Here is a 16,327-nt window from a genome sequence, read left to right as displayed (position 1 = left end):
GCATCGTGACGGAGTGACCATCGGACCTGCGGCCCCCCGGCCGTGGCCATCCGAGTACGTCCGGGGAAGCTTCGCCTCCGCGCTCGGCTCTGCTAAGAGTTGATCATGGATGTCGAAAGCACTCTGGATCCGATGGAACACCTGCTGGCCGAGCGCGCGTGCGAGCGACTGATCACCGAGTTCGTCCACCGCCTCGACCTCGGGGACCCGGGCTCGGTGGCGGACCTGTTCACGCCGGACGGGATCTGGGAATGGCCCGCCGGGGACCGCCGCATCACGGGCCGCGAGGCCCTTCGCGACTACTTCGGCGGCCGCCCCGAGGACCGCCTGTCGCGCCGCATGTGCACCAACGTCCTGGTCACCGTGACCTCCCCGGACACGGCCACCGCCACCGCCTACTTCGCCACGTACCGGGTCGACGGCCACTCCGGGGGCCTGGTGCCACCCCGGCCCCCGACTCAGGTGGGGCACTACGAGGACACCTTCCGACGGGTGGCCGGAACCTGGCTGCTCACCACCCGGACCCTGTTCCTGTCCTTCGCCGGCCCTACGGAACACCTCGGCAGCACCGGGGCGTCCGGCACCTGATCCTGAGCTCCCTGCGGAGGCTCTCCCTCGCGCTCCCGCGGCGCCAAGGAGGCCGTACCCACGGTGTCCCCCGTCGGGGCGTCCACGCGGAACTCCCGCCGGGTCCGGGCGGATGGGTATCCGTACTCATGGTGTGAGCACGGCGGCGGTATCAGGATGGGCAAACTCACCCTCTCCCAGGCCCCGTTGCTGGCCCCCGACCTGGACGGCTACCGGTTGTACCTCGTGGCGGCCGACGAGTTCAGCGGCACCTTCGGCTACCTGATCCTGCCGTCCTCGGTTTCCGCCGACGCCGACCTACGTGCGATGGCCGGGTCCCTCGCGGTACGCGATCCCGGCTTCTTCCTCGACGAGTGAGGCCCGGGCCCCTGACCGGCAAGATTCGAGGGGGACGGCCGGGCCGGCTCTTTCGGATCACTGCGGGTAGCCGTCATAAAGGGGCGGTTGCCCGCAGCTGGTCCGGCTACTGTCCGTCTTAGCGGCGAGCAACAGGGGGCCTGATGGCGACGTCAGTAGTGGGCGAGGCGCTTGGCCGGCTGTGTGCCGTGCAATGGTCGGAACGGGATGATGTCGACCTCCCTGACGAGCTGTTCGACCGTGTGGACGACCTGATTGATGCCTACGGCGCCGACGATGTCGCCGAGATCGTTGCCGCGGCAGTGGAGGCCGGCCAGGCGTCGACAGAACAGGCGATCGTGTTCCTGAACGTTGCGGCGTGGTCGGGAACGGACAACGGTGCCTCCATGAAGTCCACTCTGGACGAGTGGGTACGGAAGGCAGACGACGCCGTTCGGCTGAGCATCGCACTGCACCACGAGTACTACCCCTTGCCCACACGTACGGAGATGATTGCCAGGCTTTCCGAGATCGCTCTGCGCTTCCCGGCGTACCGGGCGGTCTGCGAGCGTCACATCGCAGACCGCCCCGCGGACTGCGCCAACAGTGGAACGCTCGTTGCTTCCTTACCGGCGCTGGCTCGCGGCAGCGATCGGGCCGGGTGCGGGCCGAACACCCCGCAGTTTCAGCTGCTTTCGCAGTAGCCGCTCAGTCGACGTCCTCGCGTGTGGTGCCCATCTTGAGTCCGTCGACCCAGTTGACCGACTCGACGCCGGTGATGGTCGAGCCGTAGGTCCCCCAGCGGGGCACGTTGCCCTTGAGGTCCCAGGTCCGGGCGTCGTGTCGGTCGACCACGAGTTGGCCGTTGACGTAGAGGGCGAAGGAACCGCCGGTGGACGAGCGGGCGTTGATGCCGAGCTCGATCTTGTTCCAGGTGCCCGGGGTCCAGGGGATGCTGCCGGCGGCGATCCATTCCTCGCCCGGTGCGACGTACCAGATCTTCAGCAGGCTGTCCTCCACCTTCATCAGCACGGGGTAGTTCTGGTCCTGCTCCGCATCGGTGCCCCACGACTTCCACTGGAAGACGGTCTGCGCGTTCCCCGTCTTGGTCATGGACTCCCAGCCGAACCAGTACGTTCTGTCCTCGGTCAGGGTCCGGCCGGCGATGCCGAGTCCCTCGCAGCGTTCGGAGCCCACCGCTTTGGTGAACGCGAAGATCGTGCCGCGGCCGTCGTTCCAGTCGGGCTGGTAGACGTACGAGGGGTCGTCGCACACGACCGTGGCGAAGACGGCGGTCCCTCCGTTGTCCGCGTCGCCGTCCCACTCGACCGCGGCGTGCGCGGGTGACGTCGTCGCGGCGGTGAGCACGGCGGCCAGGGCGGTGGGGGCGAGGAGTCGGACGTTGCTTCGTTGCATGGTGTCCTCCTGGGGAGTGGGGGAGTGGGGGAGTGGGGAGAAGGGCGTGGAAGGAATGGGCTGGCAACGTTGTCAACCCATCGGTGGTGGGGCCCGCCGCCCTCGGTGGGCCCCACCTGCCCGGCGGTTCAGCCGAGTCGGACGGTGATGGTCTGCGGTGCTCCGGCCGCGCCCCTGAGGTCGCCGAACGTGAGGGTCAGCGCATCGCCCGTCGTGGCCCCCGTGACGGTGGACGGCTTGGAGAGGATCTTGGAGACGCGGCGGTTCCACCGGACCTGCAGCGAGGTCGCCTGCCGGGCGGGGTCCGAGACGACGACGGTCGCGGTTCCGTTCCGGTTCTCCCGGATCAGGACGGAGGCGAGGGCGTTCGTGGTGATCTTGTCCACGGTGCCCGGCGTCCAGAAGTTGACGGCGGTGAAGCCGAGCCTGGAGACGCGTACGCCCTGCTGGTCGGCGGTGTTGGCGAGGATCTTCAGCCGGCCCCGGTCGCAGGAGCGCTGCTCGGTGGTCCGGGCGCTGGCGCCGGGCAGGAGGACGTAGGCGTAGCCGGCGGCTACGGGATCCGTGCCGTGGTCGGTGAACAGGGTGAGGTAGCGGCGGGTCATCGGGTCGGCGGAGCCGCCGGTGTTGATGTCCTTCCAGGCGCCCGTGCGTTCCTCGCGTACGGCTTCGAGCCTGGTCCCGGCGGGGAAGACGTAGCCGGCCTGGCCCTCGATGTGCGCCCACCCGGCGTCCTCGAACGTGGCCGTCCAGCCCTGCGTGGCCGGCTGCTGCCTGCCGTCGACGATCAGGGTGGGGGCGCCGGTGGTGCCGAGGTGGCGGTTGTCGATGGTGGTCTCGACGGGGAACCCGTCGGTGGAGCCGATGCCGGCGCCGAGGCAGACGATGGAGTCGTCCAGCCAGAACCAGGACTTCTTGGCGCTCATCGTGCCGGCCAGACCCTTGAGGTGCTGGCCCGTGGCGCCGAACTCGCCGTCGGTGGTGCCGCCGACCCAGGCCGCGTCCGGGCGGGGACCGCCCCAGTTGCCGCCCTGCCCGTCGGCGAGGGGCTTGCGGGAGGCGGTGATGCCGGGCAGCCGGTACGGGTCGACCGTGGGCCAGTACGCGTCGGAGTACTGCTCCAGGCCGAAGTCGCTGCCCCACCAGGACAGCCAGCCGGCGCCCGTGTGGTAGCCGCGGGCGTGCTCGCCGTTGCCGAACTCGTAGTGTGCGATGCGGTTCGAGGCCATGCTGACCGAGGCCGCCCAGCCGCGGCGCCGGTGGGTGACCCGGTCCATGTTGTGGAACAGCCGGTGCCCCACGGGCTCGGGAGCCGCGGTGACCGTGGTGTCGTCCTGCAGGGCCTGTAGCAGGGAGGCCCGGATCAGGCTCAGGCCCGGGTTCTTGAGCGCGGGGTAGTGGTAGTCCCGCCGGAGCCAGCCCTTGACCATGGCGCGCCACCGCGCGTTCTCCTCGGGGGAGGCGCCCTGGCCCAGGAGGACGAGAGTGGCGAGGAGGCCGTGGGCGCGCAGGTGGTCGCTGCCGCCCTGGCGGCTGATGCCCCGGGAGGAGACGTTGTCCATCATCAGGCCGTTGTAGATGAACGGTGCGACGGCCGATTCCACGGTGTCGAGGAAGAGCTGGGTGTGGGGATCAGCCAGTTGCCAGGCGGATCCGCGCAGCAGCGCGAGGATCCGGCCCACGCCGTCGTGCAGCACCGAGCCGTAACCGCCGATGTACGGGACGGAGGTGTGCTGGATGAAGGAGCCGTCGGCGTAGAAGCCGTCGCCGGAGGTGACGTACGGGAAGACGGGGGCCAGGGCCCGGGCGGCCAGAGCGATCTTGTCGGGGTTCTCGCCCACGACCCCGCGCAGGATGATGCCGCGGCACAGGTCGACACGGTTCGCGCCGGTACTGGTTCCGGTGTACGAGGCCACGGCCGAATCGGGCAGGAAGTGGTCCACGGCCGCGCAGAACCTGGCCCTCTGGTCCTCCGTCAGGTGCTCGTGGATCAGTACGCAGGTGTCCATGAGGGCCTGCGGGGAGCCGATCTGCCAGTTCCACCAGTTGCCGTACGGGACGGTGGCCGGGTTGTACACCTGGTCATGGACGTGTTCGAGTCCGGTGATGACCGCTTCCAGCAGGGCGGGGTCTGCGGTGAGCCCGGTTCCGGGCTGGCAGAAGGCCTGGGCCATGACGTTCAGCCTGGTGTAGCTGTCGTTCATACGGGCCGAGAAGGCGTACGACTCCGCGTCGAGGTCCGGATCCGGGTCGGTCCAGATCACGCCGGGCCACAGGGAGCCGTCGGCGGGGGCCATGGTGGAGAGGTGTCCGCGGGCCGTGGCGCCGAGGTTGGCGAGCAGTGTTCTGAAGGGTTCGGCCGTCGGGCTGAATCCGGTGCCCAGCATCAGGTCCCGCCATTTCGCGCGCAGGGCGGCGAACTCCTCGCCGGTGGTGGCCGTTTCGGCCGCCGCGGCCGGGAGGGTGGCCCATCCCGTGAGCCCCAGCGCGAGGGCGCTGCCCCCTGCCGCGTGCAGGAAGGTACGGCGGGGCCAGGCGGAAGAAGTCATGGAGGAACCAATCTGGTGCGGCGGAATCCGGTGCGGCGTTGGTCTCGCTGGTTGGCCACACTTCGATTCCGGTGACCGGAAGTCAATGCTCCGCTCTCATTCGGTCAAGAAGCGGTCACCGGGGCGCCGCACGAGTTCCGCACCTTCAGCCGTGGCAGCAGCGCGACGTGCGAACTCTCGGCCCCGGGGTTCTCCAGCCGCCGCAGCAGCAGGTTCAGCGCTGCTTCGCCGACCGCGCCCTTGACGGGTCCGACCGAGGTCAGGGGCACGTCCGCCAGCGTTGCCAACTCGTCGTCGTAGCAGACGATCGAGAAGTCCTCCGGCACGCGCAGGCCCCGCGCGGTCAGCCGCTGGAGCAGGTCGATCGCGGCGGAGTCGGGGTGTACGAGTGCGGCGCGCACCTCGCCCGCGGAGGCGAGTCCGAGCAGCCGGTCGAGGCGCCGCTCGAAGTGATCGGCCCCGCCGGGCTCCAGCCCTCCGGCCGGGGAGAGGTCGTCCTCGGGCAGGCCGAGGGAACCGGCCGCGGCGCGGTACCCCTGCCGCAGGGCGGGCGAGGTGTGCGTGGCGCGGGACAGCAGGGCCACGCGGCGATGGCCGAGGGCCGCCAGATGGCGTACGCCGGCGGCGGCGCCGTCCGCATGGGCCGAGCTGACCCGGTCGATCTCCGCTCCGGGCGAGCCCGCCGGTACGTGCCGCTCCACCAGCACGGCGGGGACCGGCAGGTCCGCGAGCTCCTGGAGGTCGCCGGGGCCCGGGCCGTCCATGCCCCAACTGGGGGTGAGCAGCAGTCCGGTGGCGCCCGCCTCGATGAGGGTGTCGATGCGCGTCTTGTCCCGGTCCCTGTCGTACTCGGTGGTCGCGACGAGCAGCCGGGCGCCGACATCGGCAGCCGCGTCCCGGGCACCGCGAATGACCGACGGGTAGAAGTAGCCGGCCGCCGGGACCACCATCCCGAGCACGAGCCCGCGGGGTGCGACCGGGGGCGCCTCGCGCGCAAGGCGTGCCTCACGGGGGCTCAGGCGCGCGGTCGGCCACAGCGCCGACCCGTGCAGTCTCCGTACGAGCCCCGCGTCGGAGAGCGCCGCGACGTCGCGGCGAGCGGTTTCCACGGAGATTCCGAGCTCGGTGGCGAGGTCGGACACCCGCACGCTCCCGTGCTCCCGCACCAGCCGCAGCGCCCTCTTGTGCCGCTCGTCCACCCTCTCCCGCATGCGATCTCCCTTGACCCCTCGGGCTGCTTCAGCCTAGCGTGATCAGAGGCCCGTAGAAAGCGCTTTCTATGGGGGGCTTTCCTTCTGCCGGGCCCTGTCGGCCGACGAGTCGAGCACCACCGGAAGTCACCGAAAGAGAGCGCACACGTGAAGCCACCCCACCCGCCGACCGCGACGGCGACCGAGACGCCGACCGAGACGCCGACCGCGACGCCGACTGAGACGCCGACCGCGACTCCCGTCACGGAGCCGGTCGCGACTCCCGTCACGCCGTCGATCACGACGCTGGCCACGGACGAGACCGGCTTCCTGCGGAACGGCCACCCGCACCGGATCGTCTCCGCGGCCATCCACTACTTCCGGGTGCACCCGGACCTCTGGGCCGACCGCCTGCTGCGCCTGCGCGCGATGGGCGTGAACACCATCGAGACCTATGTGGCCTGGAACGTCCACGAGCCCAGCCCCGGCGCGTTCTCCTTCGACGGACCCAACGACGTGGCGGCCTTCATCCGCACCGCCGGCGACCTGGGCCTCGACGTCATCGTCCGGCCGGGCCCCTACATCTGCGCCGAATGGGACTTCGGCGGACTGCCCGGATGGCTGCTGGCCGACCGCACCATCCGGATCCGCCGCCGCGACCCCGCCTACCTGGCCGCGGTCGACGCGTGGTTCGACACCCTGGCCCCCGTACTGGCCCCCCTCCTCGGCAGCCGGGGCGGGCCGGTGGTGGCGGTGGGCGTCGAGAACGAATACGGCAGCTTCGGCAACGACACCGGCTATCTGGAACACCTCCGCGACGGCTTGGTCCGACGGGGCATCGACTGCCTGCTGTTCACCACCGACGGCGCCGACCACGGGTTCCAGCTCGGCGGGCGCATCCCCGGCGTGCTGACCACCGGGACCTTCGGCTCGCGCCCCGAGAGCTCGCTCGCGACCCTGCGCGCGTACCAGCCGCAGGGGCCGCTGGTCTGCGTGGAGTACTGGCACGGCTGGTTCGACCACTGGGGCGAGCCGCACCACACGCGCGACCCGGAGGATGCCGCCGCCACCCTGGACAGCCTGCTCGCCGCGGGCGCCTCGGTGAACATCTACATGGGCCACGGCGGCACCAACTTCGGCTGGTGGAACGGCGCCAACCACGACGGCACCACCTACCAGCCCGACGTCACCAGCTACGACTACGACGCCCCCGTCGGCGAGGCCGGCGAACTCACCCGGAAGTTCCACCTCTTCCGCGAGGTCATCGCCCGGCACACCGGCCCCGTCACCCATGAACCCCCCGCTCTGCTCCCCCGCGTGGTTCCCCGGCTCCTCTCCGTCGACGGACGCGTCTCGCTGGCCGACTCCCTGGACGCGCTCTCCAAGCCCGTGCACCACGTCGAGCCGCTGACCATGGAGGAGGCCGGCCAGTCCCTGGGCCTGATCCACTACCGGACCCGCCTCCGCGGACCCCTGCCCGAGGCGGCGCTGCGCATCGACGGCCTGGCCGACCGGGCCCAAGTGTTCCTGGACGGACGGGGGATCGGGCTCCTGGAGCGGGACGAACCGCTCGCGGCCCTGCCCGTCTCCGTGCCCGACGGAGGCGCGGAGCTCGACATCCTGGTGGAGAACCAGGGGCGGATCAACTACGGGCCCCTGCTGGCAGATCGCAAGGGCATCCGCGACGGGGTCAGGCTGGACAACCAGTACCAGTTCGGCTGGGAGATCAGGCCGCTTCCCCTCGACGACCTGTCCGGACTCGACTTCGGCCACGGCGCGCTCCCGCAAGGCCCCTCGTTCCACCGGGTCACCGTCGAACTGGACTCCGCAGCGGACGCGTTCATCGCCCTCCCGGGATGGACCAAGGGCGTGGTCTGGCTGAACGGCTTCGCCCTGGGCAGGTTCTGGGAGCGGGGCCCGCAGAAGACGCTGTACGCACCGGGCCCCCTGTGGCGGGCGGGCGAGAACACCCTGGTGATCCTCGAACTCCACCGGTCCGGGACCACCGTCGAACTCCGCGACGCACCGGACCTCGGTACGGAGGCGCCCGCGCCCATTCCCGTCTGGTAGGTCCGCGCCGGGGGAGGGCGGGCCGGGGCCCCGCGGTCACGGCCCGGCGTCGTGGCCGCCGAGGTAGGTGACGGGGCGGCCCCGGGGAGCCGCAGCCCCGGCCCCGCCGCCGCGCCGGACCGCCAGGGCCGGATGGGCCAAGGCCCGCCGGCGTGCGGCCGCGTCGCCGCCGGCGCCGGTGCGGCCCCTGTCATCGTGGGCCACCGCGTCCGTCTTCCCCGGGAGGTACCTCCGTGTCCCGACGCCCGCACGGCCAATCCGGCCGGATCCGTCCGTCGCTGCGCCTGGCCGCCGCCACCGCCGCGTGCGGCGCCCTGCTCGCCGTCTCCGTGCAGCCCGCACAGGCCGGAGCGGACCGCAATCCGCCCGCCGGGTCCGCCCTCCACAAGGAGCTGCGCGAGCTGGTGGAGCGGCCCGACGGTCCCCCCGGGGTCATCGCCGTCCTGCGCGACGGCGACCGTACGGAGGTCTACCGGGCGGGCGTCGGCGACGTGGAGAGCGGCCGGCCGCCGCGGGCCACGGACCACATGCGGATCGCCAGCGTCGCCAAGGCCTTCAGCGGAGCGGTGGCCCTCGGGCTCGTCGACCGCGGCCGGCTGCACCTCGACGACACGATCGGAGAGGTGCTGCCCGGGCAGCCGTCCGCGTGGCACGGAGTGACGCTTCGTCAATTGCTGAACCACACCAGCGGGTTGCCCGACTACTCGGCCTCCCAGGGGTTCTTCGACATCATCTCCCAGGACCCCCGCCACCGCTTCGACTCCCGCCGCCTGCTGGAGTTCGTAGCGGACCAGGACCTCGCCTTCCAGCCGGGCAGTCGCTACGCGTACTCCAACTCCGACAACATCGCCATCGCCCTCATGGCCGAGGCCGCCACCGGACGCCGGTACGAGACGCTGCTGCGCGAGCTCGTCTACGAGCCGCTGGGCATGCGGGCCACGAGCCTGCCCCAGGGGTACCGCTTGCCCGAGCCCTACCTCCACGGCTACCAGATCGACCCGCAGGAGGGGCCCGTCGACGTCAGCGAGGCCGTGGGCGCCTCGGGGGCCTGGGCGTCCGGCGGCATCGTCTCGACGCCGAAGGACCTGACCGCCTTCATCCGGGGCTACGCGGGCGGCGCCCTCGTCTCGGAGCGCACCCGGCGCCAGCAGTTCCGGTTCATCCCCGGCGCCCTGTCCCAGCCCCCCGGCCCCGGCCGCACCGAGGCGGGCCTGGCGATCTTCCGCTACACCACGCGCTGCGGAACGGTGTACGGCCACACCGGCAACACCGCCGGCTACACGCAGTTCGCGGCGGCCTCGGCGGACGGCCGGCGCTCGATCACCTTCTCCATCACCACGCAGACGTCCCTGACCATCAACCCCGACCTGCTGGAACAGGTCAGGGAGGTCCAGGAGGACTTCGTCTGCGCCCTGCTGCGCAAGTGACCCGGCCGCTCGCACCCGCGGTTCCCGCGGGTGCGAGCTTCACCCCCATGGGGGAAGCTGGGAGTACCCCGGTGGTGCCGGCGGCACGCAGAGTGGCGAGGAAGGTCTTCCGTGAACGTTTCCGCAGGTGGCCGCCCCGCAGACGCATCCCGACGCACCGCGTCCCGGCGCAAGGTGCGGACCGCCACCCTGCTGTGCGCGGTGGCGGCGATGACGGCGGCCGTGCTCCCCGCCTCGGCGAACACCGGCGCCGCGGCCCCGGCCCGGACCCCGGTCTCACAGGACCCGGTCGTGGTCGTCGACTGCTTCGAGCAGGCCCAGATGCGCCCCCAGGAGTACCTCCTGGCCTGCGGCGACGGAAACAACCGGCTCGTTCGGCTCCGCTGGGACACCTGGGGGCAGTCCGGCGCCACGGCCACCGGCACCGACATGGTGAACGACTGCCGCCCGTACTGCGCCGCCGGCCGCTTCCACGCCTACCCGGTCAAGGTGACCCTGAGCGATCCGCAGGCCTGGCCCGAGCACCCGGATCTCCGGCGCTTCACCACGATCCGGCTCCTCTACACCGACACCGCACCGGACCCGGTCCCCAAAGACGTGACGTACAAGCTGGTGTACTGACGCGAAGTCGGTGCTCCCGGGTTACGGTCGGCCGCATGGACCTTGATCGACAAGGCTGGAGCCGGTGCCTGCTGAGCGGGGCGGTGTTCGCCGTGTGCATGGCCGGCACCACGCTGCCGACCCCCCTCTACGGGCTCTACCAGGAGAAGTTCGGCTTCTCCGCGCTGATGGTGACCGTGGTGTACGCCGTGTACGCCTTCGGAGTCATCGGCGTACTGCTGCTGGCGGGCAATGCCTCGGACGCCGTGGGCCGCCGGCCGGTCCTGCTGGCGGGTCTGGGGTTCGCCGCGCTGAGCGCCGTCTGCTTCCTGTGCGCCGACGGGATGCCCTGGCTGTACGCGGGCCGGCTGCTGTCGGGCCTGTCCGCCGGCCTGTTCACCGGGGCCGCCACGGCCTACGTGATGGAGCTGGCACCGCCCGGCGGCGCCGCGCGGGCCACGTTCGTGGCGACGGCCGCCAACATGGGCGGACTGGGCTGCGGTCCGCTGCTCGCCGGAGTCCTCTCGCAGTACGCCTCCTGGCCGCTGTACCTGCCGTTCGTGGTGCACCTCGCGCTCGTGGCGGTCGCGGCCGTGGTCCTGCTGCGGCTTCCCGAGACGGTCCGTGAGCGGCGGCCGCTGAGCACCGTACGACCGCAGCGGCCCGCGCTGCCCCCGCAGGTGCGAGCGGTGTTCGGGCCGGCCGCGATCGCCGCGTTCGTGGGTTTCGCCCTGTTCGGCGTGTTCACCTCCGTCAGCCCGGCGTTCCTCGCGCAGTCCCTGGACGTGCACAACCGCGCCCTGAGCGGACTGGTCGTCGCACTGGCCTTCTTCGCCTCGACCGCCGGCCAGCTGGCGGTCGGCCGTGTCGGCCTGGAGCGCTCGCTGCCGCTCGGGTGCGCCGCGCTCCTCGCCGGACTGGCGCTGCTCGCGGGCGCGCTGTGGTGGGACCTGCTGGCGCTGGTGGTGCTGAGCGCCCTCGTCGGCGGACTGGGGCAGGGGCTGGCCTTCCGCGGGGCACTGTCCGCGGTGGCCGGGGCGTCTCCCGCGGACCAGCGGGCAGCGGTGATCTCCACCCTGTTCCTGGTCGCGTACACCGGCATCTCGCTGCCCGTGATCGGGGTGGGCGTACTGGAAGGCCCCCTCGGGCTGGAGGGTGCGGGACTGGTGTTCATCGGCTGCATGGCGGTGCTCGTCCTGACCGCGGCCGGCTACCTGCTCAGGCGCCCGGCGCGGGCCGCCGCGAACTGAGCGCGCGAGACCGCCCGGCCCGGCGGCCGGCGGCGCGTGGGCCGGGGGGCTCATGCGCCGCCCGCCGCCGTCGGGTACGCCACCTCGGCCATCGTGTCCGGGACCGGGGCCGGGGCCGGGCCAGGGACCGGGCCGGGGACCGGGCCCGCCCAATGACGGTCCCGCTCGAAGGTGCGGAGCAGGTCCGCCGCGACGCTCACCGCGATCGTGGCGGGCTCCTTGCCCGTGATCTCGGTCAGCCCGATCGGCGTCGTGATCCGGTCGATGGTGCCGGCGTCGTGACCGCCCTCGGTGGCCAGGCGCTGCCGGAACCGCGCCCACTTCGCGGACGAGCCGATCAGACCGATCGAGCCGAGACCGTCGGTGCGCAGGGCGGCGTCGCACAGCGCGGCGTCCTCGGCGTGATCGTGCGTCATGATCAGGACGTGGGTGCCGGGCGGCAGCTCCCCGAGCACCGTCTCCGGAAGCAGCGGGGTGTGGTGCACGTGCACCTGCGCCACCGCGTCGGCGAGCACACTGAGCCGTTCCTCGGTGAGCATGTCGGGGCGGCTGTCGACGAGGTGCAGGTCGAGGTCCTGGCGGGCCAGGATCCGCGCCAGTTCCAGTCCGACGTGCCCGACGCCGAAGACGGCCACGGCCTGGACCACCGGCAGCGGTTCGAGCAGCACGGTGACGGCTCCGCCGCAGCACTGCACACCGTGCCGGCTGGTGACCTTGTCGTTGAGGGCGAACTCCATCAGCTCCGGCTCCGGATCGGCCGCGCCGCTCAGTTCGCGCGCCCGGTCGATGGCGACGGCCTCGATGTTGCCGCCGCCGATCGAACCCCAGGTCCCGGTCCGTCCCACCACGAGCTTGGCACCGGCCCGCCGGGGCGCGTGGCCGCGCACGGCCGCGACGGTCACGAGCACCCCGGCTTCCCGGCGTGCCCGCAACCGCGCGACCGCGGCGACCCAGCTCATGTCAGACATTGCTCGAAGCGCTTGCGTCGGCGAGGACCCCGCTGCGCTCGGGCGCCGGCCCGTCGCCGAGCGGCGCACCGCCCCGGCGGGCCCCTTCGATCGCCCAGTACACCGCCTCGGGCGTGGCCGGCGAGGCCAGCTCCACGCTGATCCCGGCGGGCCCGAACTCCGCGGCCGCCTGCCGCAGGGCCTCCCGTACGGAGAAGGCCAGCATCAGCGGGGGCTCACCGACCGCTTTGGACCCGTAGACCGCGCCCTCCTCGGTGGCGTTCTCCAGCAGCCTGACGTGGAACTCCTCGGGCATCTCCGAGAAGCTCGGCAGCTTGTACGTGCTCGCCGCCTGGGTGAGCAGGCGGCCGCGGTTCGGTCCGTCGCCGGAGTCCCAGCGCATGTCCTCCAGCGTCAGCCAGCCCGCGCCCTGGACGAAACCGCCCTCGACCTGACCGATGTCGATCATCGGGGAGAGGCTGTCGCCGACATCGTGGACGATGTCCACGCGCCGGATCCGGTACGCGCCCGTGAAACCGTCCACTTCCACCTCGGTCGCGGCCGCACCGTAGGAGAAGTACTTGAACGGCGAGCCGTGGAACGCCTTGGCGTCCCAGTGCAGGCCCTCGGTCCGGTAGAAGCCGGCCGCCGAGAGCTGGACCCGCTGGAAGTACGCGGTGCGCACCAGGTCGTCCCAGGCCAGCTCCTTGTCGCTGCCGAGGGCGCGCGCGACGCCCTCGACGATGCGCACGTCCGAGGCGTTCGTACCCAGCTGCGTGCCGGCCACCTGCAGCAGCCGCTCGCGGATCTGCTCGCAGGCGTTCTTCACCGCCGCGCCGTTGAGGTCCGCACCCGCACTGGCGGCGGTCGCCGAGGTGTTGGGCACCTTGTCGGTGCGCGTCGGGGCCAGCCGCACCTTGTGCAGCGGGATGCCCAGCGTGGTCGCGGCCACCTGCAGCATCTTGGTGTGCAGGCCCTGCCCCATCTCGGTGCCGCCGTGGTTGATCAGGACGGAGCCGTCCTTGTAGACCAGCACCAGGGCGCCGGCCTGGTTGAAGGCGGTGAGGTTGAAGGAGATGCCGAACTTGATCCCGGTCATCGCGAGCGCCCGCTTGGTGTGGGGGTGCGCGGCGTTGAAGGCCGCGATCTCGCGCCCCCGCTCGGCCAGCGCGGCGTCCTCCTTGACCTGCTGCCAGATGACGGAGATCCGCTCGGGGTAGGGGACGGGCTGCCCGTACGGCGTCGACTGGCCCTGCCGGTAGAAGTTGCGCTCGCGCAGCTCCATCGGATCCAGGCCGAGCTGCGGCGCGCACCGGCCCATGATGTCCTCGATCACCAGCATGCCCTGGGGTCCGCCGAAACCGCGGAAGGCGGTGTTGGAGACCTTGTTGGTCTTGGCGATGCGGCCGGCGACGCGCGCGTTGGGGATCCAGTAGGTGTTGTCGATGTGGCACAGCGCGCGGGCCACCACGGGCTCGGACAGGTCCAGGCTCCAGCCGCCGTCGGCGGTCAGCGTGGCGTCCAGGGCCTGGATGCGGCCCTCGGCGTCGAAGCCGATCTTCCACGTGGCGTGGAACCCGTGGCGCTTGCCGGACATGGTCAGGTCCTGGGTCCGGTTGAGCCGTACGCGGACCGGCCGGCCGGTGAGCTTGGCGCCGAGCGCGGCGACGGCCGCGAACCCGTGCGGCTGCATCTCCTTGCCGCCGAAGCCGCCGCCCATCCGCAGGCACTGCACCGTCACCTCGTGGCTGTGCAGGCCGAGTACGTGGGCGACGATCTCCTGGGTCTCCGAGGGGTGCTGGGTGCTGCTCTGGACGAACATCTGCCCGTTCTCGTCGAGGAGAGCGAGCGCCGCGTGCGTTTCGAGGTAGAAGTGTTCCTGGTCGGAGAACTGGAACTCGCCGGTGAACACGTGCGCGGAGTCCTCGAAGCCGGCGTCCACGTCACCGGTCACCATCAGGGGCCGGGCGCCGTGGAAGCTCCCGGTTTCGATCGCCTCCCGCAAGGTGATCACGGAGGGCTGTTCGTCGAGTTCCACCTCGACGGCCGCCGCACCGAGCCGGGCCGCCTCCACGCTCTCGCCCAGGACCCAGGCGACCGCGTGGCCGTGGAACATGACCGTGTCGGGGAAGAGGGGTTCGTCGTGCTTCATTCCGGCGTCGTTGACGCCGGGCACATCGGCCCCGGTCAGTACGCGGACCACACCGGGCACGGCGAGCGCCGGTTCGGTGCGCAGCGCCGTGATCCTGCCGTGGGCCTTCATGACCTGGACCGGGTAGGCGTGCAGGACGTCCTTGGTGCGGTGGACCAGGTCGTCGGTGTAGAGCGCAGCACCGGTGACGTGCAGGTTCGCGCTCTCGTGCGGCATCGAAACCCCGACGACGGGCTTCTCGGGACGCTGGGACAACTGGCTCATGACTTCGCCGCCTCGGTGGTTCGCGCGTACAGCTTGTGCAGGCTCTGGCCGAGCATCGCGGAGCGGTAGAGGGCGCTGGCGCGGTGGTCGTCCATCGGGGTGCCCTCGGCCCGCAGGATCCGGGCCGCGGCCTCGACGGTCTGCGCCGTCCAGGCGTTGCCCTCCAGGGCCGCCTCGGTGGAGAGGGCGCGGATCGGGGTGGCGGCCACGCCGCCCAGGCCGATGCGCGCCTTGCGGACGATCCCGTCCTCGATGTCGAGGGCGAAGGCGACCGCGACGCTGGAGATGTCGTCGAAGCGCCGCTTGGCGATCTTGTGGAAGGCCGTGACGGGCGACAGCGGGAGCGGGATGCGCACCGCGCGGATCAGCTCGCCGGGACGGCGCACGCTCTGCCGGTAGCCGGTGAAGTACTCGGCCAGGGGGACCTCGCGCTCACCGTCCGCGCCGGCCAGCAGCAGCGAGGCCTCCAGCGCGAGCAGCACGGGCGGGCTGTCACCGATGGGGGAGCCGGTCCCCAGGTTGCCGCCGAGGGTGGCGCTGTTGCGGATCAGCCGGGACGCGAACTGCGGGAACAGCTCCGCCAGGAGCGAGACGCTGCCGTCGAGCCGGCGTTCGATCTCGGTGAGCGTCTGCGCCGCCCCGATCTCGATGTGCCCGGACTCGACCCGCAGCTCCCGCAGTTCGGGGAGCCGGTCGACCGCGACCACGCAATCGGCCCGGCGGGAACGGATGTTCACCTCCACGCCCCAGTCGGTACTGCCCGCGACCACGACCGCCCCGGGCCGCTCGCGCAGCAGTCGTACCGTCTCCGCGAGAGTGCCGGGACGCAGGAACTCGCTCCCGTCCTGGGCGTATTCGGTGGCGGCCGCCTCGGGCGGCGACTGCTCGCGGCGCTGTGCCAGGACGTCGTCCTCGGTGGGCGAGCCCACGGCGAAGGCGGCATCGCGGATCGGACGGTAGCCGGTGCAGCGGCACAGGTTTCCGCTCAGCGCGTGCAGGTCGAAGCCGTTCGGGCCGTGCTCCGGGTCGGTGCCCTCGGCCGGGTCCGCGGTCTCCCCGGCAGCCGGGGACGCGTGTGCGCAGCGGTCGGGCCGGTAGTACTCGGAGGCCATGCTGCAGATGAACCCCGGTGTGCAGTAACCGCATTGGGAGCCGCCGCGGACGGCCATCTCCTCCTGTACGGGGTGCAGCGCCGTGGGTGCGCCGGACGCGTCGACGGTGGCGAGGCCTTCGGAGGTGACGACCTCCTGCCCGTCGAGTGCCAGGGCCGGCACCAGACAGGCGTTGACCGCCACCCAGTCGGTGGGCTTGTTCACCCCCGGCCGGGCGACGAGCACCGAACAGGCGCCGCATTCGCCTTCGGCGCAGCCCTCTTTGGTGCCGGTGAGGCCGCGGTCGCGCAGGAAGTCCAGCACCGTGGTGTGGGCTGCGGCCGGAGCGATCGGTGTTTCTTTCCCGTTGACCGTGATCCGCGCGGCTACCACGGCACGTCCCCGTTCCGGGGCGCGGTCGATCGGACTGTCCAAGTTGCCATGGCA

The 16,327-nt window shown here is 71.8% G+C and carries 14 protein-coding genes; 7 read left to right on the top strand and 7 right to left on the bottom strand.

Translation table 11 applies throughout. The features are described 5' to 3' along the window. Positions 1-105: 105 nt before the first annotated feature. The 3 genes from OG276_RS02870 (at position 106) to OG276_RS02860 (ending at position 1,628) form a co-directional block, all read left to right on the top strand. The gene (locus OG276_RS02870) at positions 106-588 is read left to right on the top strand and encodes a nuclear transport factor 2 family protein (RefSeq protein WP_266902372.1); all 483 of its coding nucleotides are present in this window, start codon (positions 106-108) and stop codon (positions 586-588) included. A gap of 156 nt (positions 589-744) precedes the next feature. Continuing rightward, positions 745-945: a hypothetical protein gene (locus OG276_RS02865; RefSeq protein ID WP_266902370.1), complete on the top strand. Its 201-nt coding sequence runs from the start codon at positions 745-747 to the stop codon at positions 943-945. A gap of 143 nt (positions 946-1,088) precedes the next feature. Further along, on the top strand, positions 1,089-1,628 hold the full coding sequence (locus tag OG276_RS02860) for a hypothetical protein (protein ID WP_266902368.1): 540 nt from the start codon (positions 1,089-1,091) through the stop codon (positions 1,626-1,628). A 4-nt stretch (positions 1,629-1,632) separates the two neighbouring features. Here OG276_RS02860 and OG276_RS02855 read toward each other — a convergent pair whose 3' ends face one another. The 3 genes from OG276_RS02855 to OG276_RS02845 all read right to left on the bottom strand — a co-directional run bounded on the left by OG276_RS02855 (position 1,633) and on the right by OG276_RS02845 (position 6,100). After that, on the bottom strand, positions 1,633-2,340 hold the full coding sequence (locus tag OG276_RS02855; RefSeq protein WP_266902366.1) for a heparin lyase I family protein: 708 nt from the start codon (positions 2,338-2,340) through the stop codon (positions 1,633-1,635). A gap of 128 nt (positions 2,341-2,468) precedes the next feature. Continuing rightward, the gene (locus tag OG276_RS02850; RefSeq protein ID WP_266902364.1) at positions 2,469-4,889 is read right to left on the bottom strand and encodes a polysaccharide lyase 8 family protein; all 2,421 of its coding nucleotides are present in this window, start codon (positions 4,887-4,889) and stop codon (positions 2,469-2,471) included. 104 nt (positions 4,890-4,993) lie between these two features. Next, on the bottom strand, positions 4,994-6,100 hold the full coding sequence (locus tag OG276_RS02845; protein WP_266902362.1) for a substrate-binding domain-containing protein: 1,107 nt from the start codon (positions 6,098-6,100) through the stop codon (positions 4,994-4,996). Positions 6,101-6,247: 147 nt separating this feature from the next. Between OG276_RS02845 and OG276_RS02840 the strand changes: the two genes are divergently transcribed. Beyond that, on the top strand, positions 6,248-8,149 hold the full coding sequence (locus OG276_RS02840) for a beta-galactosidase family protein (protein ID WP_323182303.1): 1,902 nt from the start codon (positions 6,248-6,250) through the stop codon (positions 8,147-8,149). Positions 8,150-8,185: 36 nt separating this feature from the next. Here the strand turns inward: OG276_RS02840 and OG276_RS02835 are convergent, their stop codons facing one another. After that, a complete protein-coding gene (locus tag OG276_RS02835) occupies positions 8,186-8,353 on the bottom strand; it encodes a hypothetical protein (protein WP_266902360.1) in 168 nt (55 codons plus the stop codon). Positions 8,354-8,382: 29 nt separating this feature from the next. Here OG276_RS02835 and OG276_RS02830 point away from each other — a divergent pair, with 29 nt between their 5' ends. The 3 genes from OG276_RS02830 to OG276_RS02820 all read left to right on the top strand — a co-directional run bounded on the left by OG276_RS02830 (position 8,383) and on the right by OG276_RS02820 (position 11,426). Next, positions 8,383-9,576: a serine hydrolase gene (locus tag OG276_RS02830; RefSeq protein WP_266902358.1), complete on the top strand. Its 1,194-nt coding sequence runs from the start codon at positions 8,383-8,385 to the stop codon at positions 9,574-9,576. Positions 9,577-9,687: 111 nt separating this feature from the next. Continuing rightward, complete coding sequence (locus OG276_RS02825) at positions 9,688-10,197, top strand: hypothetical protein (RefSeq protein WP_266902356.1); 510 nt, start codon at positions 9,688-9,690, stop codon at positions 10,195-10,197. Positions 10,198-10,232: 35 nt separating this feature from the next. Continuing rightward, positions 10,233-11,426: an MFS transporter gene (locus OG276_RS02820; protein WP_266902354.1), complete on the top strand. Its 1,194-nt coding sequence runs from the start codon at positions 10,233-10,235 to the stop codon at positions 11,424-11,426. 50 nt (positions 11,427-11,476) lie between these two features. Here OG276_RS02820 and xdhC read toward each other — a convergent pair whose 3' ends face one another. From xdhC to OG276_RS02805, 3 genes are read right to left on the bottom strand one after another with little or no spacing between them, the layout of a single operon-like run. Further along, positions 11,477-12,385, bottom strand: coding sequence for a xanthine dehydrogenase accessory protein XdhC (gene xdhC, locus OG276_RS02815; protein WP_266902352.1), 909 nt, complete (start codon positions 12,383-12,385; stop codon positions 11,477-11,479). A 1-nt stretch (position 12,386) separates the two neighbouring features. Next, positions 12,387-14,789 carry a xanthine dehydrogenase molybdopterin binding subunit gene (xdhB, locus tag OG276_RS02810; protein WP_266902350.1) on the bottom strand — a complete coding sequence of 801 codons (2,403 nt, stop codon included), beginning with the start codon at positions 14,787-14,789 and terminating at the stop codon, positions 12,387-12,389. Then, positions 14,786-16,273 (bottom strand): xanthine dehydrogenase small subunit, encoded by a 1,488-nt coding sequence (locus OG276_RS02805; protein WP_266912481.1) that lies wholly within the window; start codon positions 16,271-16,273, stop codon positions 14,786-14,788. Before OG276_RS02805 ends, xdhB begins: the two co-directional genes overlap by 4 nt. Positions 16,274-16,327: the final 54 nt, after the last annotated feature.

The organism is Streptomyces sp. NBC_00086, assembly GCF_026343255.1.
In the GTDB taxonomy this organism is placed as follows: Bacteria; Actinomycetota; Actinomycetes; order Streptomycetales; family Streptomycetaceae; genus Streptomyces.
This window is presented reverse-complemented; position numbering and strand designations above follow the sequence as displayed.